21 protein-coding genes, 1 riboswitch and 1 other annotated feature are annotated in these 23042 nt (G+C 36.0%); of the genes, 8 read left to right on the top strand and 13 right to left on the bottom strand.

Annotated elements, in window-relative coordinates; genetic code table 11:
- Window positions 1-142: 142 nt before the first annotated feature.
- The 4 genes from NSQ77_RS05370 to queE all read left to right on the top strand — a co-directional run bounded on the left by NSQ77_RS05370 (window position 143) and on the right by queE (window position 4742).
- Window positions 143-1057 carry a diacylglycerol kinase gene (locus NSQ77_RS05370; RefSeq protein WP_339229359.1) on the top strand — a complete coding sequence of 305 codons (915 nt, stop codon included), beginning with the start codon at window positions 143-145 and terminating at the stop codon, window positions 1055-1057.
- A gap of 157 nt (window positions 1058-1214) precedes the next feature.
- On the top strand, window positions 1215-2594 hold the full coding sequence (gene rlmD, locus NSQ77_RS05365) for a 23S rRNA (uracil(1939)-C(5))-methyltransferase RlmD (RefSeq protein WP_339229357.1): 1380 nt from the start codon (window positions 1215-1217) through the stop codon (window positions 2592-2594).
- 616 nt (window positions 2595-3210) lie between these two features.
- Window positions 3211-3257: riboswitch (PreQ1 riboswitch) on the top strand.
- Window positions 3258-3585: 328 nt separating this feature from the next.
- A complete protein-coding gene (queD, locus tag NSQ77_RS05360; RefSeq protein ID WP_339229355.1) occupies window positions 3586-4020 on the top strand; it encodes a 6-carboxytetrahydropterin synthase QueD in 435 nt (144 codons plus the stop codon).
- Entirely contained in the window at window positions 4014-4742 is a 729-nt protein-coding gene (queE, locus tag NSQ77_RS05355) for a 7-carboxy-7-deazaguanine synthase QueE (protein ID WP_339230940.1), read from the top strand. The genes queD and queE overlap by 7 nt, the downstream gene beginning before the upstream one ends.
- Before the next feature lie 268 nt (window positions 4743-5010).
- Here queE and NSQ77_RS05350 read toward each other — a convergent pair whose 3' ends face one another.
- The 4 genes from NSQ77_RS05350 to NSQ77_RS05335 form a co-directional block, all read right to left on the bottom strand.
- Window positions 5011-6579: a 2-isopropylmalate synthase gene (locus NSQ77_RS05350; protein ID WP_339229353.1), complete on the bottom strand. Its 1569-nt coding sequence runs from the start codon at window positions 6577-6579 to the stop codon at window positions 5011-5013.
- 53 nt (window positions 6580-6632) lie between these two features.
- Window positions 6633-6881 (bottom strand) — a binding site (T-box leader).
- 138 nt (window positions 6882-7019) lie between these two features.
- On the bottom strand, window positions 7020-7325 hold the full coding sequence (locus NSQ77_RS05345) for a hypothetical protein (protein ID WP_339229351.1): 306 nt from the start codon (window positions 7323-7325) through the stop codon (window positions 7020-7022).
- A 401-nt stretch (window positions 7326-7726) separates the two neighbouring features.
- Window positions 7727-8506, bottom strand: a complete 780-nt coding sequence (locus tag NSQ77_RS05340) for an arylamine N-acetyltransferase (RefSeq protein WP_339229349.1) — start codon at window positions 8504-8506, stop codon at window positions 7727-7729.
- Window positions 8507-8875: 369 nt separating this feature from the next.
- On the bottom strand, window positions 8876-9700 hold the full coding sequence (locus NSQ77_RS05335) for an NlpC/P60 family protein (RefSeq protein WP_339230939.1): 825 nt from the start codon (window positions 9698-9700) through the stop codon (window positions 8876-8878).
- A 318-nt stretch (window positions 9701-10018) separates the two neighbouring features.
- On the opposite strand from NSQ77_RS05335, the gene NSQ77_RS05330 reads away from it, so the two are divergent.
- Window positions 10019-10549 (top strand): GNAT family N-acetyltransferase, encoded by a 531-nt coding sequence (locus NSQ77_RS05330; RefSeq protein WP_339229347.1) that lies wholly within the window; start codon window positions 10019-10021, stop codon window positions 10547-10549.
- A gap of 182 nt (window positions 10550-10731) precedes the next feature.
- Here NSQ77_RS05330 and NSQ77_RS05325 read toward each other — a convergent pair whose 3' ends face one another.
- From NSQ77_RS05325 to NSQ77_RS05315, 3 genes are all read right to left on the bottom strand, one after another.
- Window positions 10732-11145 carry a winged helix DNA-binding protein gene (locus NSQ77_RS05325; RefSeq protein WP_339229345.1) on the bottom strand — a complete coding sequence of 138 codons (414 nt, stop codon included), beginning with the start codon at window positions 11143-11145 and terminating at the stop codon, window positions 10732-10734.
- Window positions 11146-11189: 44 nt separating this feature from the next.
- Window positions 11190-12236: an NADH:flavin oxidoreductase/NADH oxidase gene (locus NSQ77_RS05320; RefSeq protein ID WP_339229343.1), complete on the bottom strand. Its 1047-nt coding sequence runs from the start codon at window positions 12234-12236 to the stop codon at window positions 11190-11192.
- 338 nt (window positions 12237-12574) lie between these two features.
- A complete protein-coding gene (locus NSQ77_RS05315) occupies window positions 12575-13456 on the bottom strand; it encodes a LysR family transcriptional regulator (RefSeq protein WP_339229341.1) in 882 nt (293 codons plus the stop codon).
- A gap of 112 nt (window positions 13457-13568) precedes the next feature.
- On the opposite strand from NSQ77_RS05315, the gene NSQ77_RS05310 reads away from it, so the two are divergent.
- Both NSQ77_RS05310 and NSQ77_RS05305 read left to right on the top strand, forming a co-directional pair.
- A complete protein-coding gene (locus NSQ77_RS05310) occupies window positions 13569-14456 on the top strand; it encodes a DMT family transporter (RefSeq protein WP_339229339.1) in 888 nt (295 codons plus the stop codon).
- Between the two features lie 72 nt (window positions 14457-14528).
- Complete coding sequence (locus NSQ77_RS05305; protein WP_339229337.1) at window positions 14529-15392, top strand: SDR family oxidoreductase; 864 nt, start codon at window positions 14529-14531, stop codon at window positions 15390-15392.
- 123 nt (window positions 15393-15515) lie between these two features.
- On the opposite strand, the gene NSQ77_RS05300 is transcribed toward NSQ77_RS05305, so the two are convergent.
- The 6 genes from NSQ77_RS05300 to NSQ77_RS05275 all read right to left on the bottom strand — a co-directional run bounded on the left by NSQ77_RS05300 (window position 15516) and on the right by NSQ77_RS05275 (window position 21554).
- On the bottom strand, window positions 15516-16697 hold the full coding sequence (locus NSQ77_RS05300) for an MFS transporter (RefSeq protein ID WP_339229335.1): 1182 nt from the start codon (window positions 16695-16697) through the stop codon (window positions 15516-15518).
- On the bottom strand, window positions 16697-17842 hold the full coding sequence (locus tag NSQ77_RS05295; protein ID WP_339229333.1) for a glycosyltransferase: 1146 nt from the start codon (window positions 17840-17842) through the stop codon (window positions 16697-16699). Before NSQ77_RS05295 ends, NSQ77_RS05300 begins: the two co-directional genes overlap by 1 nt.
- Before the next feature lie 346 nt (window positions 17843-18188).
- The gene (locus NSQ77_RS05290) at window positions 18189-19103 is read right to left on the bottom strand and encodes a HAMP domain-containing sensor histidine kinase (protein ID WP_339229331.1); all 915 of its coding nucleotides are present in this window, start codon (window positions 19101-19103) and stop codon (window positions 18189-18191) included.
- A gap of 14 nt (window positions 19104-19117) precedes the next feature.
- Window positions 19118-19867 carry an ABC transporter permease gene (locus NSQ77_RS05285; protein ID WP_339229329.1) on the bottom strand — a complete coding sequence of 250 codons (750 nt, stop codon included), beginning with the start codon at window positions 19865-19867 and terminating at the stop codon, window positions 19118-19120.
- Window positions 19864-20778 (bottom strand): ABC transporter ATP-binding protein, encoded by a 915-nt coding sequence (locus NSQ77_RS05280; protein ID WP_339229328.1) that lies wholly within the window; start codon window positions 20776-20778, stop codon window positions 19864-19866. The genes NSQ77_RS05285 and NSQ77_RS05280 overlap by 4 nt, the downstream gene beginning before the upstream one ends.
- Window positions 20779-20873: 95 nt before the next feature.
- Window positions 20874-21554, bottom strand: a complete 681-nt coding sequence (locus NSQ77_RS05275) for a response regulator transcription factor (protein ID WP_339229326.1) — start codon at window positions 21552-21554, stop codon at window positions 20874-20876.
- 393 nt (window positions 21555-21947) lie between these two features.
- Between NSQ77_RS05275 and NSQ77_RS05270 the strand changes: the two genes are divergently transcribed.
- Entirely contained in the window at window positions 21948-22928 is a 981-nt protein-coding gene (locus NSQ77_RS05270; RefSeq protein ID WP_339229324.1) for a tRNA-dihydrouridine synthase, read from the top strand.
- The last annotated feature ends 114 nt before the right edge of the window (window positions 22929-23042 follow it).

Here is a 23042-nt window from a genome sequence, read left to right as displayed (position 1 = left end):
CTTGCAAGTGGCAGTCTCGATATGTTTTAATCCTTTTCAATTGATGTGAAAAAGGCTATGATATTTATTAGATTGAGACAACCTCTAGATGTAATAATGACAAAGAAGCCTTCAGAGTGAACATATTGGGGGAGGAAATAGAATGAAAAAGGCCCGAATTATATATAATCCGACTTCGGGACGTGAAGCAATCAAAAGAGCATTGCCAACGATACTGGAAAAGTTTGAGATTGCAGGTTTCGAGACATCCGCCCATGCTACTACAGGTGAAAATGATGCGATTGCAGCAGCGAAATCAGCAGTGGAACGCGGCTATGATTTAATTGTCGCTGCAGGTGGTGACGGCACCATTAATGAAGTGATTAATGGAATAGCTGGGTTCGATAACCGGCCAAAGCTTGGAATTATCCCTGCTGGTACAACGAATGACTTTGCCCGAGCATTGCGAATCCCACGAGATATCTATAAAGCAGTGGATATTATTTTATCAAATAAATCGATGCTGCTGGATATTGGAAAAGTCAATGAACATTACTTTATAAATATTGCCGGTGGTGGCAAGCTAACTGAATTAACCTATGATGTGCCAAGTAAGTTGAAGACAATGCTTGGACAGTTGGCATATTATATCAAGGGAATTGAGATGCTTCCATCGCTGAAACCGATTAAAGTTAAAATTGAATATGATGATGAAGTGCTGGAAGATGATATTATGCTCTTTCTTGTATCGAATACCAATTCGGTTGGGGGATTTGAAAAACTGGCCCCAAGCGCGAAAATGAATGATGGATATTTTGATTTGCTGATTTTGCGCAAAACCAATTTGGCCGAATTTATTCATATTGCCTCCCTTGCTTTACGAGGAGCACATTTGGATAGTAAAAATATTATTTATAGACAAGCGAAGCATGTAAAAGTATCTGTCGATGAAAAGATGCAATTAAATATTGATGGTGAATATGGTGGGTTACTGCCAGGGGAATTTGTAAACCTACGAGAACATATTGAATTTTTTGTTCCAGAAGAATTCATGGATATGCAGGAAGACTTGGATTAGAGTCTTCCTTTTTGTTTTTCTTGATGCTGCAAGAATGCTATACTAAATGAAAATAAAATAAGTATCTGTCCTTTGCCGGTGGATACTTATTTTACTGCTTGCCGCAGAAGAAATAGGACAAAATAATTATAAATAATGGAATTGAAGGAAGATATAAATGGCAAAACAAACCGCTCCAGTAAAAAAGAATGAAACAATCACATTACGCTTTGAAGACTTGACCCATGAAGGGAATGGGGTCGGGAAAATTGATGGTTATCCATTGTTTGTCCCAAATGCACTGCCAGGTGAAGAAGCGATTGTAAAGGTTGTTAAAGCAAATAAAAATTTTGGCTTTGGAAAATTAATCAATCTTAAGACAACAAGCCCAGAACGCGTTGAGCCAGCCTGTCATGTACATTGTGGTGGTTGTCAGCTGCAGCATATGAGTTATAAGCTTCAGCTTGATATGAAACAAAATCAAGTGAGGAACGTAATGAAAAAGGTTGCGCACCTCCCAGACGTACCAATTCATCCAATCATGGGAATGGAACATCCATACCATTATCGTAATAAAGTACAAATCCCTGTTGGACAAAAAAATGGTGAGCTCATTGTTGGATATTACCAAAAACGAAGCCATCGAATCGTGGAAAACATGGACACATGCAGGATTCAAGATGAGGCAATCAATGAGATCTTACCAGTAGTTCGTCAGCTTGCTAACCAGCTTGGAATTGAGCCATATCAGGAAGAACAGCATCGCGGTGAACTCAGACATATTATGATCCGGACGGGTCACGCAACAAATGAAGTAATGATTGTGCTCGTAACACGGACAAATAGGCTCCCGAATAAAGATGTCTTGATTGAAGAATTAACAAGACAATTCCCGAACATTAAATCGATTGTTCAAAATATTAATGAGAAGCGTACAAACGTCATACTTGGTGAGAAAACGAAGGTGCTTTGGGGTGAAACGTATATTTACGATAAAATCGGCGATATTACATTTGCGATTTCAGCTAAGTCCTTTTATCAGGTAAACCCTATACAAACAAAGGTGCTGTATGATAAAGCGTTAGAGTTTGCAAACATCAGTAGCGATGATATTGTGGTTGATGCATACTGTGGCATTGGTACAATTTCTTTATTTTTAGCACAAAAGGCTAAAAAGGTTTACGGAATTGAAGTGGTGCCGGATGCAATTGAGGATGCTAAAAAGAATGCAGCCCTAAATGGTATTACTAATGCCGAATTTACAGTAGGACAGGCTGAAAAGGTAATGCCCAAATGGAAAGCACAAGGCCTTACGCCAGACGTTATTGTAGTTGATCCGCCACGTAAAGGCTGTGAAGTAGATTTCTTACAGGCAATGATTGATATGGAGCCAAAGCGAATTGTATATGTATCCTGCAATCCCTCTACATTAGCACGAGATCTTCGAATTTTAGAGGATGGCGGATACGTGACAAAGGAAGTACAACCAGTAGACATGTTTCCTAGCACGAATCATGTGGAGGCAGTTACTTGGTTGGAGAAACGATTGTCTAACTAAAATAAACAATCCCGAAACATAATAAACATTACCGATTCAGACCCCGATTTCGTGAAAATAAACATTTCCGATTTCCGGGTCTTTTTCATGCTAAACCCTTGTCTTGTCTCGGTTTTCTCTTCTTTTCACCATGCAACATTCTAGGAGAACTTTATTCCAACTCCGAAAAAACCATGAAAAAACAGCCGAAAATGGCCCGAAAAACGGTCATTTTTGATCCGAAAAAGTCTAAAAATGGAGGTTTCTTAGGTAAACTTTATTTTAACGAAAACGGTGGAATGCGGGTTTGAGGTGGGGGATTTCGGAGATGTTTATTTTGGTTGTACAACGATTGTAGATCAAAAATAAACATTTGCTAATCCCGACCCTGATTCGTTAAATAGTACTTTTGCGATTTCTGGGTCCTTTTTATGCCCAAATCCTTGGCAGTTCAGTGTTTCCTCAATTTCTCTTCCAATTGTTTTTAGTAGGAAAAGTTAGAGCTGGCTATTCGGATAAATTAATACAATTAAAGCTAGATTATAACAGTAAAATTAAAATTGACATATATTCCTTAATCTTAAATAACAGATATGATAAAGTAATATGGTAAGTGAATAATAGAATCTGCGTATTGGCAGGAGAGGTTCGAAATTCCATCCCTCTATAAAAAACTAAGGAGCCGGACAGCATCTACTTAGTGTTGTCTTTTTTTGTCTAGCTCCAGCGCCCAGCGACTAGCGAGACTTCCCTCACCTCCGTACGATAAAGAAGACTTGCCGACTGGCTGTGCCAGAGGCCTAGTCGCACTTATACCCTTGTGGTGAAAGTCAACATCGACTCACTCCGTTTGTCGTGTTTCCTTTATCTCCTACGTAGGAATGTTCGACAGGTCGAACCACCCCAAATTTCGGGGCGCAGTCCGTACGTCGCTAAACGGGTGCTTACGCTTTTCTTTATTGGATGGATACAAGCTCCCAAAGATACAAAATAAAAGAAGGAGTGATGATTCATGATGCAACAGATTTATCCAGTTATAGAACATCCCTATGCATATGAACTAAATAAAGATTTTCAATTTGCCGCAGCTCATTATGTACCACATGAGGATGCTGGGAAATGTCAAAATATGCATGGGCACACCTATTTTACAAATGTTACCATTGCAGGAGACGAACTTGATCACACAGGTTTTTTGGTTAATTTTAAAGAAATAAAGGATTTAATCCATAAGAGATTTGATCATCGTTTGATGAATGAAGACGATAGATTCTCTGACCAAGACGCTGAATATTTTCCGACAACAGAAGTGGTTGCCAGGACTATATATGAAATCATTCAGGAATTCCTAAACACCTTGCCGAATAAGCCAACATGTGTTCAGGTGTATTTAAGGGAAACGCCCACGAGCTATTGTATTTACCGACCAAAGGAGAAAACATTATGAGAAAAATACCTGTACTTGAAATATTTGGTCCAACCATTCAAGGTGAGGGAATGGTCATTGGCCAAAAAACGATGTTTGTCAGAACGGCCGGCTGTGATTATTCCTGCTCCTGGTGTGACTCGAAATTCACCTGGGACGGTTCAGAAAAAGAATCGATTCAAATGATGAAACCGCAGAAAATAGTGGAGGCCTTATTTGAAAAGGGTGGTGGACGATTTCAGCATGTTACCATCTCTGGTGGGAATCCAGGATTATTGGCACAATTGAATACATTGGTAGATTTACTTCATGAAAATCAAGTGAAGGTTGCATTAGAAACGCAAGGCAGCAGATGGCAGCAATGGTTTACAAAGATAGATGATCTAACAATTTCTCCAAAGCCACCAAGCTCTGGGATGACAACAAATTTTGAAACATTGGATTTTATCATCCATTCATTAAAGCAAAATCAACAGGGGGATTTCAGTTTAAAGGTGGTCATCTTTGGAAAAGAAGATTTGCAATATGCCATTAACATACACAAAAGGTATCCTGATGTAGAATTGTTTCTGCAGGTGGGTAATGATGATTTGGGAACAGTAGAACAGGACAAGTTGTTGCCATATTTGCTTGAAAAATACGAACGGTTGGTTGATCTTGTAATGAATAGTGCAGAATTGAACGATGTTCGGGTATTGCCACAGCTTCACACTTATTTATGGGGCAACAAACGTGGTGTTTGATAAAGAATCTTTATCCTTAATCTATTAGCCTTATAACCAACTTTTATAGTTATTGTCAGTAAAAAGAATCCATTTTAATTGTTCATTCCAATTTAAAATGGATTCTTTTTTGAAATTGCAATAATAAGTATAATTCATGATTCATCCTATTGCACTCACTGTTTCCTATCGTTACATGCTGGCAACATCACTAATTTATTTAATTTTAAATAGAGGAGTTATTGTTTATTTAGAGTTACTCATTTTTCACATCCAATTAAAACATATATTAGCTAACTGGAAGTAAATGATCAATCACAATGCTATTTATTGCATTAATATACGCATCTGCACTTGCCTTTAAGATATCGGTATCTGATGCTTTGGCGATATATGTTTCCCCTTTATATTCAACTTGTATTTTCACTTTGCCTAATGCTTCTTTTCCTTTTGAAATACTCCTTATATCGTATTGAATCAACTTTATATCTAATTCACATCCATCCATTATTGCGGAATATAAAGCATCAATGGGGCCAGACCCAACAGCACTTCCTGTCAAGGTTTGACCAGCTTTCTTTAATTCCACATTGGCGGAAGGGAATTTTGCATTGCTGATCACCTGTAAATCAACCAGCTCATAAAAATTACTGCTGAAATGATTCATATTTTCATTATCTTTATTCTTTTTCTTATAATAGTTTTCTATAATCACATATAAATCATGATTGTATACTTCTTTTTTCGCATCAGCTAATTCAAGGAAGTCTGTAAAGATTTCTTCAAATTCCGTATTTGTAAATTGATTCATGCCTAATTGTTTAAATGCAGTTTTTACTGCGTGACGTCCAGAACGAGCTGTTAAAACAAGTTCCATATCATCAAGTCCAATATCGATTGGATTAATGATTTCATAAGTATCTCTTGATTTGATTAATCCATCTTGATGTATGCCTGAAGAATGTGCAAAAGCATTTTCTCCTGTAATTGCTTTATTTACTTGTACATCAAGCCCCATAAATTCACTTACCATTCTCGATGTATTCATGATTTCCATTGTATTCACATTCGTATATGCTTGATATATTTCAGCACGTGTATGGACTGCCATCACTACTTCCTCTAATGAAGCATTTCCTGCACGTTCTCCAATTCCATTGATTGTGCATTCTACTTTGTCTGCACCATTTTTAATTGCTGCTAAGGTATTAGCTGTAGCCATACCTAAATCATTATGGCAATGAACACTTAGAAGTACATTATCATTCAAATTCTTTAAGCGATCATTAATCTTATATATCAGTCCGCCGAACTCTTCTGGTTCAGCAAATCCAACTGTATCAGGTACATTAATAATTGTAGCTCCTGCTTTAACAACCGCCTCTATCGTTTGCCACAAATATTCAAAGTCAGCTCGTGATGCATCCTCTGTCGAATACTGCACTTCAGGCAGGAGTGTTTTCGCAAACTTCACGGCATCCACTCCAATATCCAATAGTTGACTTTTTGATTTTCCAAATTTCTTTTCTGCGTGAATATCCGAAGCACCTAAGACAATATGGATGAGTGGATTTTCTGCATATTTTACACTATTGTATACAGCCTCAATATCAGATTTTACTGCTCTGGCTAACGCCGTAATAATTAAGTCATCTGAATTTCCTACTTTCCTGGCAATTTCTTTAACAGCATTAAAATCACCTGTTGATGAAGATGGGAACCCGGCTTCAATCATATCAACCTGTAGTTTCTTTAATTGCTTAGCGACTTCCAATTTTTCATATAGATTTAATTTAGCACCTGGAACTTGTTCGCCATCTCTTAATGTCGTATCAAATACCCAAAACTTTCTTGACATGTGATCCACTCCTTTTGAAATAAAATATAAAAAGCCTCGCCTCCATATAAAAATATAGAGACGAGGCATTGCTCGCGGTACCACTCTAATTGGTTAACTACATACATAATAACCCACTCATTTTCGGCGGCCATCACCACCTATCTTTATAACGGAAGAAATCCGACTTCCCTTACTCAGCAGATATAAGTTCAGGGAGCAGCTCCTGGATGAGTTCGAAGGGAATAACTGCCGATTCTCACCAACCATCGGCTCTCTGAAAAGATTATCAACCTTCTACTATTTCCAATCTTTGCTTGTTATTATTTAATTATTAGCAATATTATCTTAGTAAACGCATGTTGTCAAGATTAAATTTTCAGAAGTATAACTAACCTTATGATTATCTTCAGACCTTAATAAAATATAAAAATAGAACTAAGAGTGAATTACTCTTAGTTCTAATATGTCATTCCGTCTTCAACATATGATTCTAATACTACTTTGCCATCATCATTTCGGTAATAAAAATATGATCTATCATCATCTTTTAATTTTATACTAACCATATAATTTTTACTACCTTCCAAGTTTGCAATAAAAGGCTCACTAGAAACAATATCGCTTTCTGGTATATTTTCCTCAACTGTCAAATATTCAATAACACTATTTTCAACACTCATTTTCCTAAATTGAATATATCCAAAGACACTACCCACTATTAAAACAATGATTAATACTGTAATCCCTAATTTCCTTTTGCTCATACCTCAATCCATCCCCATTGTTTTGTTCAATCCATTATATATATTTCATATAAAAGCTACAATAGGAATTTATCCTAGACAATTTGCATTTTTTATTATAACAATCTTGAAAAAGTCCTACTTTCGCTGATGCAATGTCTTTCTGATAGTGGCTGGAAATTATGCTATTTCTTAAACATTCTGCTCCAAAATCCTCCTTTTGGTTTTTCCGCTCATGCTGCTGCAATCTGTTTCAAGTCTTCCAGTCGTTCACTAATTCCCTGCAACAATAATTGGCATTAAACTTTCATAAGCTCCTGTTATTAAGCTAAGTTCAGTAAAAATTATATTTTTATTGGGCTTTTTAATTGTCGCAATCCACTGTGTAATTGTTACAGTTTAAAGAAAATGGAGAATAATAATTAACGATAATTTCCAAAGTGCTGTTTAACTACTTCTTTAAAATTCTTGTTTTCAGTTTTCTCTTTTGTCATAACTCCATTCATCCATTGGGTAATATGGGTATTGGTCAGGACTTTCCTTCCATTGGTTGTAAAGAATGAAAATAGTGGACTTTTATTAAACGGTGACTCTTGGTGTCTAAAGATGGTAGTTTGAACCTCGTTTAATTCTGATATACTCTTGATAGGTTTATTAGAAAGAAAGGCATAACCATTCTTCCACTCTGTATGTTTATGTTTTATTTTAATCTGGAGCATATAGTTTCCATGATCATTATTTATTTCTCTGATTCGAAATTCTCCATTCCTTGATATTACAGATTTTCCGGTCAAAGGAACTGGTTTCAACGGTAAATTACTACCAAATCCCGTATCCACTAAATAGATCCTGCCTTGGTGGGACACAAGAATCGTTACGTGTGTTCTTCCTAATTGTTGAAAGGTCTCCTTATCATTATTATATACATTGCCTCTAACCAATACGGCATTAAATCCGTTTTCTATTAAAAAATAATAAAGTATTGGATTTAATTCATAGCATAGACCACCTTCATTATTACCTAATATTTTGTTTATAAGACTTTCCTTCGTAATCTCATAATTTCTATTTTCAATAACTGATAAATTTTCAAATGGAAGAATTTTTGCTGTTTTTTCAAGTAGATATTCTAGCTTATCAAATGTAATATCTTCATTTGCTGGTATTCTCATTCTTTTACGAAATAATGAATCTACCGTCATAGTAATAGTCCGCCTTCCTGATCTTATGAATAATTAATATTAGAGAGGGATTTGCTTATGAAACGTTGCAGTCTTTTTTCATTCAAAACAGTGATATATGTGACATGCTGCAGAAGGATAACAAAATGACACTATTGCTATAACCTTAACATAATCGGAGAGATTTAATATCTTTTTTATCTTTTCAATATCAAAACCCGAGCACCGGGCTGCAGCATATTAAGTCCTAATGAAAGAGAGAGCAGATGATACGGGAAATAATATATTTGTAGTCAAGGAAAAAGAGGGAAGGGGGCGTTTAAACTGATCAGTCATTCGAAACTTATGGTAATTAAAAATACAAGTGCAGTCTTTGCACTTGTATTTTTATCATTCAGTAAAAGATTTAGCTCCAATATAATGGTCCTGCCAATAATCAACGCTGATATCTGCTATACTAATACCGTCATTTCCAGCGTGAATCATTTGATTATCACCGATATAAACTCCGCTATGAGAGGCACCTTCTGTATCGTAAGTACCTTCGAAAAATACGACATCCCCGATGTCAGGAGATTCTATATGGGAACCATCGTTCTCCCACATTTCACTATGTGTACGTGAAACGTCAATCCCTGCTTGGTTAAACACATAATTAATAAAACCACTACTATCCATGCCTTCTGGAGTTGTTCCTCCCCAAACGTAAGGTGTACCTAAGACACTTTCTGCAGCAGCAACAATATCAGATGGAACGTTTGAAGCATCGTCTCCAGACTCCGTAATAGTTAAATTATTTTCAGAAGAATCACTTGGTGAAAGTGTCATTTTTTCCAATGTATTTGGACCTACAATACCATCAACTTGCAAATTTTGGTCTGCTTGATAATCTCTTACAGCTTGTTCACTTAATGGACCAAAAATACCGTCAATTGTGTATGTATAATACCCTTGAGCTTGAAGTTCTTCCTGTATATCTTCTACTGCTGCACCAACATCTCCACTTCGAATGAGTCCCGTCTCATCTTGTGATATTTCCTCTTGCTCTGTTACATTAGGCAGATTGCTCTCACTAATGGTTATATCGCCCTCCGAAGATCCTGCACCAGCATTGGCAAACACACTTCCACTAAAAACAGGAGTGAGAGCAAGAGATGTTACAAGTGCTGTAGAAATTACATATTTTCTTGTTGTCTGAATGGACTGTACCAACATTATTCCTCCTTTTAAACTAATAAGCAATGAAACATAATTCGACATATTTCATTGCTCTTAACTAACCACAATGTATCATATAAAAATATCACTGAGATAACATAGCGGTTAAGAAGAAATAACAAACTATTATAAAATATTACAACTAGAGAATTAACGTATACTGGATTGATACCAACCAAAATTAAATTACTAAAACAGTCCTGCATAAAAAATGTTGATTAATTAAATACTATTCTATTATCTTGTTACTTAGTGAACGAGATAATAGAAGGAGTTAAGTGAATGCTATAATAATCTTAAAGCATCCGATGAGAGGTGATTAGTTTGAAGATAAGAATAGCAAATGGAGAAGAGATAGAAGCCGTTGCAAAAGTTTATGTAGATAGTTGGAGGACTACTTATCGCGGCTTGGTTCCAGAGGATTATTTGAACAGATTAACGTATGAAGGGGCAAAGCAAAAGTGGTTTCACTTTTTAAATAATGAAATTGATTCCTTTATCTATATTGCAATTAATGAAGCGGGAAAGGTTATTGGTTTTGCATCTGGCAAAAGTATTGATGACGAAAATTTTAATGGAGAATTATACTCCCTTTATCTATCACGGGAATCCAGGGGATTAGGTATAGGAAGAAACCTGGTTTCATCTATTGCTGAACATTTTAGAGAACAGGGCATTACTTCTATGATGGTATGGGTAATGGAACAAAATAAATCTGGGCTTGGTTTCTATAAACGTATGGGAGGAAAGGAATATCTTCGTAGAAAAAGTGAGTTTGGAGGAATGGTAGTAGATGATGTTGCTTATGGCTGGAAAGATACATCGGTATTAAAGAAGGGAAAATAAAGGAACTATAACTTATTAAACTAGCAGGTCAGCAAAAAATCGGACTAACCATATTTACCAACTGGTCGGGTTAGTATTTCGTGAAGAAATCAAGCCCTCTCGCTAAATTCAGCAGCATCTAAAAAAAGCATTACTAAAGCAACTCTTAAGAGAGGCTTCAGTAATGCATTTCGTTTGGAATTCTATTCAGCAAATAATTTTAAATTGTTAATATCTTTTTCTGAAAGAGATTGTTGCAAGATATTATTTACGTCATTCATTATCTCATTTATATGCTGCTGACCACTAGGAGTCAGTACAGCATAAACACTACGTTTGTCTTCAGCATAACTAGCTCGTTCCACTGGTTTAAGATGATGTTGCTCAAGCCTTGAAACCAAGCGTGATAAAGCACTTTGACTAAGACCGATCATATTCTGAAGCTGTGATAGTCGGAGCTTTTTTTCGCTGGTTTCATTGAGAAACATCATAAAATAAAATTCATTCAAACCTAAATGATATTTTTGCTGCAAAAAATAATCTAATGAATGTGTAATTCTTTTATGGAATTTTGAAAAGTTTACCCACGTATGGATTAATTGCTGTGGTTGATTCATTGCCATCACCTTTCAATGATATATCCCAATTATAGCATTACCTGCTATCGAATTCCTCTGCTATATTGAAATGGCGGGTTCACTTTCCTTGTTACTTCTTTAATAGCATGTAAACTCCAATATGGATCATTTAACATTCCTCTAGCAACCGCAATTAAATCGGCGTCTTTATTGGATAAGGTTGCCTCGGCTACTTTTGGATTATCTAACATGCCGACAGCTATGACAGGGATTCCAAACTCTTCTTTGAAAGCTCGGGCAAAAGGAACTTGATAGCCAGGATAATTACCAGGTTTTAAAGTACCGGGAGTGCCTTCCCCTCCGGAAGAAATGTGGAAAATATCTACGCCAGCAGATTTGTATTTTTTAGCCATATGAAGGGAGTGTTCTACTCCATAGCCACCGTCTATATATTCAATAGCAGAAATTCTCATAATTAATGGCATACCCTCTGGCATAACGGATTTCACAGAGCGAATTACTTCTACACCAAATTTTGAGAGATCTTCACCATATTCATCGTTTCTATTATTAATACTGGGAGACATAAACTGATGCAGAAGATAACCATGTGCCCCATGCAGTTCTATCGTGTCAAAGCCTGCTTCGACTGCTCTTCTGGAAGCTTGTTTAAACTGCTCAATTGTTTGTTTTATTTCCTGGATCGTTAAAGCACGGGGTTGTTTAAGTCCACCGTATTTGGTTTCTTCGGGTAAAGCATCACCTTGAAGATTAGAAGGGCCGACGGGCTGGGTTGCATCTTCCGCTTTTCTGCCTGCATGGGCTATTTGTATACCAATTTTTGAACCATATTTATGAACCTCGTTTACGATTCGCTTATAGGCAGGAACCTGGCTATCGGTCCATAATCCTAAATCTTGATTCGTAATTCTGCCTTCAGGGGTTACACTTGTCATTTCCATGATAATTAATCCTGTACCCCCAACAGCTCTGGATGTATAGTGAACAAAATGCCAATCGTTTGGTACACCATCTTCTTTATCAACAGAATATTGACACATTGGTGCCATTACAATACGATTTTTAAGTTGCAAATCTTTAACTTTAAAGGATGAATCAATGGTTTTCATTATAGTTTCATTCCCTTCAGAAATTTACATGTATGTGCATGCATGTAATAGATTAAACCAATTATGCAACAAATGCAATCTTAAAGGAATGAGAATTGTTAGGTACCAGCTTTTGAAAAAATAAGACTTGCCAATAATAGCTGAACTTAAAACAGGGTATAGGATTTTTTCGACAGGACTTATTGACAAAGTAATCTGTGATAACTATCAAACACTTGCTATTTGGAATTTTTCATTATCCTAGCATAACAATGCCGGACATGGTTCCAGACGCTCCTGCTAACGCAATAAAACATCTACCGTGAACGATTTTTTTCAATGAGAGATTTGAACTGAATTCAATAAGACTCATCCTTATTTAGGAAATATTGAACATAGTTAAGAAATTTTTTAGTTGCTGGAGCAAGATTCTTCTTAGAGTTAATAGCAATACCGAGAGAACGGTAATTTTCCTCTTTTAGTTCCTTTTTATGGATATAACGTTGTTGTCCTTTGAGCACTAGCTCTGGAAGTATACTAATGCCTAGGCCGCTCTCAACCATTGACATAATAGCATAGTCATCTCCAGCCATAAATGCAATATTTGGTTTAAATGGAGCCTTTTTTAATACTCGATTAATATCATCATCAGAACCTTGCCTTGGCATAATAAAGGGCTCCTTTTCAATCTGCTCTATATTAATAGTATCCTGCGAACCCAAATGGTGGTCAGGAGGCAGTATCACTAGCATTTTATCTTTGTGTAAAAGGATGACATCAAACTTATTCCGTGTTGGTGCTGAAATAAAACCACAGTCTATCACTCCATTTAAAATCCACTCCTCAATTTCACGATAATCCCCCTCAACTAACTTAATTTTAATATTTGGAAAGTCCTGCTGGAATTTTTTTAATATGTTTGGCAGCCAATGAACAGAAACGCTTGTAAAGGTTCCAATTCGGACTGTACCTAACTCTACCCCGTGGACAGCAGCGATTTGTTGTTCTAAATACTCATTCCATTTAAGAATTTCGCGTATCGTTGTGATGACTTGTTCACCATTTTTCGTTAATCTTGCTCCGGAACGGCCACGCACAATTAATTCAAATCCAAATTCTTCTTCCAGACTGTTGATTGTATGACTGATGCCAGATTGAGTATATCCCATTGTTTCCGCTGCTTTAGTTAGACTCTTTTGTTCTAGTACTTCCATTAATACTTTATACTTGCTAATGCTCATCACAAATCCCTGTCCTTTACATTAGTTTTTCTCATGTTAAATATAAGAAATACTCGTTTTACTTATGTTTTTTAGCTTAGTATACTGGATTTAGGCAAAGGAGGAAACCAAAATGAAGGCATATATTGCTGATTTACTTATGTTACTGGTGACAATTTTCTGGGGAGCTTCATACCTTTTCATGGATATGGGACTGCATTCATTATCTGAATTCAATTTAATTGCACTGCGTTTTGGTTTCGCTTTTATTATCGTCCTGCCAATTCTTTTTCGACGATTACGAAGAATAGACCTTAATATTTTAAAATATAGTTTCATATTAGGTTTTATCTTATTTCTCGTTTTCACTTTAATTACATTCGGTTTAAACACTACAACAACCTCAAATGCAGGTTTTTTAATTAGTCTAACAGTTGTTTTTGTTCCATTAATCAATACCTTTATTTTAAAAAGGAAATTAGAATCAAAGATTATCATAAGTATTGTACTTTCGATGATAGGTATTGGATTTCTGACTATCCAATTCCCATTTCACATAAAATTAGGAGATTTGTTCTGCGTAATGGCAGCACTCTTATATGCAGCACATATTATAATAGTCAGCTTCGCAGTAAAAGAAGTAAACCCTTTAAATCTTGGCATGCTTCAATTGGGTTTTACTGGTTTAATTGGTCTAGTATTCTCCTTGATTTTTGAAACACCTGCACTTCCAAGTACTGCAAAAGGGTGGACTGCAATCCTTGCGCTTAGCATTTTATGCAGTGCTTTAGGTTTTATCTTACAGATCGTTGCACAGAAATATACTTCTGCTACTAGAACAGGTCTCATATTCTCGTTGGAACCCGTTTTTGCTGCACTATTCGGGTATCTATTTATCAATGAAGTCATGTCTTCAGGGCAGTTTTTTGGAGCATTTCTCGTTTTATTCAGCATTATCTTTATGAGTGCAGGAAAAAATATTCGCGTGTTTAAATTGAAGAGGATGCAATATAAAGAGTAATACAAATAAAAGGAATGGATGAATGTCTAATTATCTATTTCAATCATAATTATTATTTGGAGGGATGAAGGTATGATTTTAGTTACAGGAGCTACAGGGCAAATTGGCAGGCTTGTGGTGGAACAGCTTTTAAAAATGAATGTTCCAGTCCGAGTCTTTGTGCGAAACGAAGATGCTTTTAAAGATTTTCATCATGTATTACTAGAGGTAGCTGCAGGAACATTTGAAGATAAAAATTCTCTTGAAAATGCTGTTAAAGGGGTAGAACGGCTTTTTTTAGTTGCACGAGATAATCCCGATCAAGTGGTCCAGCATGAAAATGTCATAAAAGCAGCGGAGCGAAATGGTGTGAAGCATATCGTCAAGCTATCAGCGTTAGGAGCATCTAAAGATTCACCAATCGCTTTAATGCGTTGGCATGCTGAAACAGAAGAACAGTTGAGAAATTCAAAAATAGACTGGACATTCCTTCGTCCACAATTATATATGCAAAATTTATTGCGCTTTGGTGATTCGGTTGCATCAAATGGATGCTTTTCAACTCCAATGGGTTCCGGTGAATTTGCTTTGGTTGATATTCGTGATATAGCAGAAGCAGCGGCGAAGGTTTTAAGTGGGAGGGGTCATGCTGATAAAATATATACACTAACGGGCCCTGCTGCAGTTTCTTATGAAGACATTGCCAAGCATTTATCAGCTATTCTTCAGAGGCCAATAAATTATAATCAAGTGACACAAAAACAATTTTATGAAACGCTATTGGAGAAAGGATTCCCTTCCTGGCGAGCTTATGACCTTGCATACATTGCAGAGGCATATTCAAATAATAGTAACAAGCTGATCACAAACGATATTAATACTTTGTTAAATCGACCATCTGTTAGTATTCAAGATTTTCTAAATGACTATCGAGTGAACTTTCGAGATAAGGCGTAGATTATCAGAGTAGGATTTCAATATCAATCAAAATAATATAAATTGAGATTGGTGAGATATGGGCAGAAATCAATGATTTTTCATACTCAACAATAAGGTCAGCGCAATGACCTTATCTATTATTTAAATCAATATTTTCCTCTTTCGAAAAAACAAAGCATAAAGTAAGTAAATAACTGCGGTTATGCCAAATATAGCTGCACTCACTTTTATCGTCGTTATAGTTTGATTTTGATTGGCTAAAACACTGCCGATGGCTGGCCCAATCATGACACCAAAGCCTTGTAACGCAGAGAAGATACCCCAGCCAGCTTCCTTTAAATTTCCAGGTATAAATCCAGCAATAAATGCATTCCAAGCTGGTAAAAATAAAGCATAAAACAATCCGAGCAAAATGACTATTGCAAATGTAGCCACAATGTTGGGACTAGTAATTAGGATTAGTAGTGAAAGAGCAAACAAACAAAAACCAATAATAAATAATACAACTTTATTTGATATTTTATCAACTAATTTTCCAATTGGAACAAGGAATAATAATGCACTTCCTCCGCCTAACAACATTAATAAGGAATATTGATCCGTTGAAACGTGCAATACATTAATTGCGAATGCAGGGAGAACTGGGATAATCATTCCCATTGCGACACCCTGCAATAATAATCCAGGTATCACGACTTTACTTTTTTTTATTAATGTAATGGTATTGTCCTTTTGCTCCTTAAGATTAGAATGATGGTATGATGCATTACCTTTATTTACAAGCGTATAAATTATCCAGCCAAGCAGGATGAGTGCAGGCAGAAACCATAAAATATACTTTAAGTTGAATTGCAAATAATGGTTCATCGTTATTAAGCCAGCACCAATTCCGGCAAGCCAGCCGAAATAGACAATACTAATATTTTGCCCGCGCTGCTGTTTACCTGCTTTGGATAATAGAATAATCCACAGGGGGCAAATACCAATACCTAAAAATAAGGCACTAACAATCAGCGTCATACCATTTGTCCATGCAGCTGCAATCACAAGACCTATAATCGAAAAGGTAAAGCTTAGATGAATGACAACATTACTTCCAAATATCTTCATGAAATAGCCAACGATTAAATTTGTCACTGAATCACCTATAAAATGAATGGATATAGCTAATCCGATGATCGTTAAAGCAATACCACCAGGGTGGATAGATAAACCTGGGAGGTAGCTAAAAACATATGCACCCCTAACAAATTCAATGAGAAAAAGAGGGATAATGAGTAATAAAAATTCTTGTCTTGCTGTAACGTTTTTTAAGATGTTCATCAGTTAACAAATTCCTTTATACGTTTTTCCTTTTTCTCTTTCAACATGCTGCTAACATCGTCACAAATAACCTTTGCGGCATGTGGATGATATAGGGATTTCATCTTTTCCTTCATTTTCAATTGCATCATTTCCTGAGAAATAAGATTCGTGATTGTTTCGATTAATGTATCTGGGTTGTCAACATTGATACAAGCGCCTTTTCGTTCGAAAAATAAAGCATTTTCCCTCTCTTGTCCAGGTACAGAACGGTAAAGGATTAATGGAACCTGTACTGCCAGTGCTTCACTTAATGTAATGCCCCCAGGTTTTGTAATCATCACGTTCGATAACTTCATTAGGTCGTCCATGTTATTCGTATAACCTAAAATTTTCACATGGTTATTTTCTCCGAATTTATTAGTTAAACTCATCTTTAATTTCTTGTTATGGCCGCAAACGATGATAACTTGGTTATTCTTTATTGCCAGCAAGCGATCGACGATGTCAACCATGTTTTTCAATACACCATGAGCACCTGCGGCAAGAAGTGTTACAGGCATATTTTTATTTAGTCCATAGGATTCGAGCAACACATCTTTATCGTAATCCTCTTCAAAACTAGACTGAATCGGGATGCCTGTAACTTTAATTTTATCAGAAGGAATACCTTTTCGAATCATTTCAGCTTTTAAATCCTCGGAAGCGACGTAATATCGTCCAATTTCCTCGTGTATCCAATTATTGTGCAGGCCAAAGTCTGTTAACACATTGACCATTGGAAGCGGCGAACCTGTTTTCTTTAAGAATTCTGGAACAACAGTCATTGGAAATGTATTGATGATAATATCGGGATTGAATTCTTTTACTAAATTTGCTAATGTCTTTCTCCCATAGTAATTGATGAAATCGAATGGAGAGATACTTTTTTCTTTATTTCCCGCATAATAAAAACTGCCATATAGTTTCTGTCCATAGGTAAAACTCTTAATATATAAAAATTTGGTTGCTTTTGTTAATAATGGATGTGCTTCTAAATATAAATCGGATTCTATTACTTCATTGCAGCCGTAAGCCATCAATGTTTCCTTTAGTGTTTTAGAAACTTTTAAATGACCATTTCCGTAGCTTCCAGTTAAAATTAATATTCTAGAGTTTTGTATCATCAAATCACCTTTCAGAAAACTAGTATAAGTGTGTTTATCTAATAATACCAAAATTCAGTCATTACATTGTAATTATACCATATAAATATTAAGTTAGATTAAACAAAAGATTAAATTTACTTTAAATAAAGGCGGAGCTCTTGAGTTGTGATCGATAAGCTAGTAGAAAAAGCTGAGATTATGTTTGGAAAACAAATAACTCCGCATTATACACTGGTTTTGGCGGAAATAATAAAGCGATTAATATGTTAATGATGGTCGTTATAGACAATGGAAATACGGCAAAGGGTTTTATCAACTCACTCTGACGTGTTATTACATCTGTGCTACTTAGATGTTTACCCAACTAATCCCATTTTTTAAACCCAACATCGATTCTAAATTCATTTTTATGAACATCTGCAACTACTTTTCCACCCTGCTTGTTGATAAGCTGCTTTACAATATGCAGGCCTAATCCAAGCTGCCCACCAGTTCGGCTATTATCCAAACTAAATGTTCGATCAAAAATTCGATTGATCTCAGTGCGATCAAACTCATTAACATCATTTATTGCTCTTAACCAGACATATGTTTCATCTTCAATCAGGTTAATTGTTAAATAGCTTTTGGCATATCGTAACGCATTTTGAATAATGTTTGTAACAATTCGGTTTGTTGCCTTCTTGTCTGCAATAACGGTTGGTAAGTCAACTTCATCCACATGTATGCTTAACTGGCTTTTCTCAAAATCGTCGTAAAACATTAGCATAGATTCTACGACAAGTTGATCTAAAAACTGCTGTTCCATGACCAATTGCTTGTCGGCGGAGTCAATTTGGGAGAGTTCATAGAAAAGGTCGACCATCATTGTGAGATTGTCAATTTTTTTTTGAATAATAGCTAGAAACTCTTTCTTTTCTGCTTCAGATAAAGATGGATCAGTTAACAATTCTGAAAATCCTTTAATCGATGTTAAAGGGGTCCTCAAATCATGAGAGATATTTGTTATTTCTTGTTTTAGTTCTTTTTCTTTCTTATGAGTGTACTGTTGATCTTGCTTGAATAAATGAATGAGCTGATTGATTTTGGCAGCAAATCCGATTAAGCTTTTACTATGTGTATTGGTGCGAACCAATTCATTTGTACCAAAATTTTCAATGATTTCTTCTAATTGGTTTGTCATCTTTTTGATGTCCCAATGAAAAAGCAAAAGCATCCCAATATTAAAAATTAGTAGTAAAAGCAAAGTAATGATTATCAACCAGCTGCTCACTTCCATTCATCCCATCTCCGTCAATCGATATTTTGTTTAGAGAACTTTTTCGCTCCTATTAGTAAAGAAACCACCGAAATAATGGTGCCAGTAATCCAGTAATGGTAATCAAATTGAACTGCTTTGTTCAAGAAGCTCATTAGGTTTTCATTTAATAGTGTACTTGGTGCATATTTGTAAAGCTCATTCAATCCTGAAATCGGGCGAAGTAGCATCCGTAATAGATCACCAGAAAATATAAATATGAATAACAACGTGATAATGATATAGACTTCACCGAACTTCAACATTTTCAGCACATGAATTATAAAAAATCCACAGATTACAATCGGGAACATGTTTATACTAGCTGTCAAGAAATACTTGACTGATTGTTCCTCACTAGCCAAAAGATTCTCTCCCAATCCAATCATTAAGAGAAGACCAACGGCACATATTGCCAGAAAGTAACTCAATGTTAGAATTAACTTTGACCAAAAGATTGTGTTTCGAGATACACCAAAGGATACAGATTGTTTGATTAGGGACGTATCCTTGCCAGTAAGAGACAAATTAAAGAGAAAGGCAACGATTATAATTAGTATCCCACTGCCAATTACGTTCGAATAAAAAAACAAACTAGTGGCGTAGGGGAAATTCGGATCTTGTTGCCCGGAATAGTACAAGACAACCGAAGCTGCAGCAATTAACAATAAACAGATAACACTCGTAATATGAAGACCTTTTTTATGCAATAAACGGTAATTTTCGCTTTTCATATAATTAATCATTTTTCATTCTCCCCCACTAATCCTAAGAAGTACTCTTCCAAATTAAGAGACTCCATACGGAATTCTATCACCAGTACCCCATTGTCGACTAAGAGACGATTGATTTCTCCGCTTTCCTCTACATGATTTTGGATGGTTATTATATGATTAGGAAGGATTTTATATTGAATATCAGCATATGTTTGTTCTAACAATCGTGATGCAATTGCTGCATCATTGACTTTAAGCTGAATTTGTTTCTTGCTTTTTTCGTTTAAAGTCTCTTTACTTAAATCATCGACAATTACACCATTTTTGATAAATACAAAACGTGTTGCTAGTAATTGCAGTTCCGTTAAAATATGGCTGGAAACTAAAATCGTTATTTGTTTTTCGTGATTTAGCCTCAATAATAGGTTACGAATCTCTATAATCCCTTCAGCATCTAATCCATTAATTGGTTCATCGAGCACTAAACAATCCGGACTGCTTAGCAAGCAAAGCGCGATTCCTAAACGTTGCTTCATTCCCATCGAGTAATCTTTAAACCGTTTCTTCTTTTGATTTGCTAAACCAACAATTTGTAAAACCTCATAAATGCGTTTCTTTTCAATAACACCTCGTTGAATTCGGAAATACTCTAGATTTTGAGTTGCAGTAAAATCAAGGAAAAATTCAGGTGTTTCTATCATAAAACCCATTCTTTTTTTGGAGTGAATCATTTCTTTTCCTGATTTCCCAAATAAGTGAATGTCTCCTCCAGTTGGCATTAATTGTCCAGCAAGCATTTTAAAAAAGGTTGACTTTCCAGCACCATTCTTACCAATCAATGCACAAATTTCTCCTTTTCTTAATAAGAAATCAAGGGGTTTGATGATTTCTTCTTCTTTAAAGGTCTTCTTTAATTGATATGTTTGAATAATGGTATCCATTTTGTTGACTCCTTCACTAAATTTCATGATATATTCAGTGTAGTGTAGATGCCTTTAATTTCCCTTAAACAAAACATAAAGAAATCATAAAGAATTTACACCAGCATGAAGCCTACTCCCCATATTGTCTTTATATACTCATCAGAAGTGATTCCGGCAATTTTTTTGCGAAGGTTTGATACATGGACACTAATCGTATTGTCATCACCTAAGTAAGTACCTTTCCAGATTCTTTCATAAATCTCCCTTTTAGAAAAAGCTTGCTCCGGATGACTGACAAATAAGGAGAGAATATCAAATTCTGCATTCGTTAATTGCAGCTCGTTGTTTTCTAAAGATGCAGATAGTTTTTCAGGTTTGATCTTAAGTCCGCGCCATACATTCTCCGCTGTTCGTGATGGATGAACGCTTGATTTTCGAAATTGAACTTCAATTCTAGCAAGAACCTCTTCTTGATTAAATGGTTTGGTTATATAATCGTCTGCTCCCATTTTCAATACATGCACTTTATTTTCTATATCAACCTTGGCTGAAATCACAATTATTGGGATGGAATTCTCTTCTCTGATTGCTTTTATTAAATCCTCTCCACTTTTGCCTGGCAGCATTAAGTCTAATAAAATTAAATCAAACTTATTATTTTGCAGTTGCAGGAGACCTTCTGTACCAGAATAAGCCACAATCGAATCCATCCCTGATTTTGATAAAATAACGCTAAGCAATTTGCTAATTTCCTGATCATCTTCAATTATTAAAATCCTTTTCCCTTCATTCATAATCATCACCCGTTTTTTCTATTGATTATAACTAATTATAGCTTATTTTGATTGACTAAATGCACTCTGTATAGAATGTTGCCTGAATCATTTTGAGGAGAATAAAAGAACGTATTTCGAATGATTATTTTAAGAAGTTATTTCCATTATACTTTGACAATCCAGGTGGTAAAGTCGAAAAAAAACGATGATTTTCAGTCTGGAAAAGTGTTAAAATGAAGGTTACATAGCAAAGTACAAAGCGTGTCAAACTAAAGTAAACATTCCCAATGAGTTTGATAAAAAGTACCTATACATGGTATAAATATAAAGGAGCAGGAGCCATTTTCTGCTTTTTAATTTTGTGGTAAGGGTTTGTCCTGGTTTCCCCGAATGAGAGGATTTGAATTTGAAATGATAGATAATTTTTGGCGTGATTTACCACGTCCGTTTTTTATATTGGCACCAATGGAAGATGTGACAGATGTTGTTTTTCGTCATGTTGTGAGTGAGGCAGGTAGGCCAGATGTGTTCTTTACAGAGTTTACAAACTCGGAGAGCTATTGTCACCCAGATGGGAAACAAAGTGTTCGTGGACGTTTGACGTTTACAGAGGATGAACAACCGATTGTAGCCCATATATGGGGCGATAAGCCTGAATACTTTAGACAAATGAGTATTGGTATGGCGGAAGAAGGGTTTAAAGGGATCGATCTCAATATGGGCTGTCCAGTACCAAATGTGGCAGGGAAGGGGAAAGGTTGTGGCCTTATCCGCCGTCCGGAAGTTGCAGCAGAGCTAATACAAGCCGCAAAAGCAGGTGGATTGCCTGTAAGTGTGAAGACAAGACTAGGTTACACGAATGTAGACGAATGGCGCGACTGGTTGACACACGTCCTGAAACAAGACATTGTTAATCTTTCCATCCATCTGCGCACAAAAAAGGAAATGAGCAAAGTGGATGCTCATTGGGAACTGATTCCGGAGATTAAGAAACTTCGTGACGAGATAGCGCCAGATACACTTTTGACAATTAATGGGGATGTTCCTGATCGTCAAACTGGCTTGGAGCTTGTTGAGAAATATGGTGTTGATGGGGTTATGATTGGGCGCGGAATTTTTAAAAATCCGTTTGCCTTTGAAAAGGAGCCTAAAGATCACAGCAGTAAGGAGTTGCTTGATCTCTTAAGGCTGCATCTGGATCTCTTTGATAAATATTCAGCAGTGGAACCACGTGCATTTAAACCTCTCCGTCGTTTCTTTAAAATATATGTCCGCGGGATTCGAGGAGCAGGTGAGTTGAGAAATCAATTGATGAGCACAGAATCCACTGATGATGTACGGGCATTGCTCGATAACTTTGAGGAGAAGAGTTCTGATAACACGGGAGAATAGCAGAATTTTTCTGTTTCAAGGGACTTTGTTATGTTCAGGAAGCTGGAATTTATAAATAAGCAGACAATTGGCAGGTCTGAACCGGTATTATTTCGGGTTCACTCCTGCCAATTT

It is taken from the genome of Oceanobacillus sp. FSL K6-2867, from assembly GCF_037963145.1.
GTDB lineage: Bacteria > Bacillota > Bacilli > Bacillales > Amphibacillaceae > Oceanobacillus.
The sequence above is the reverse complement of the archived record's forward strand: the minus strand, read 5'-3'. Positions and strand labels throughout refer to the sequence as shown.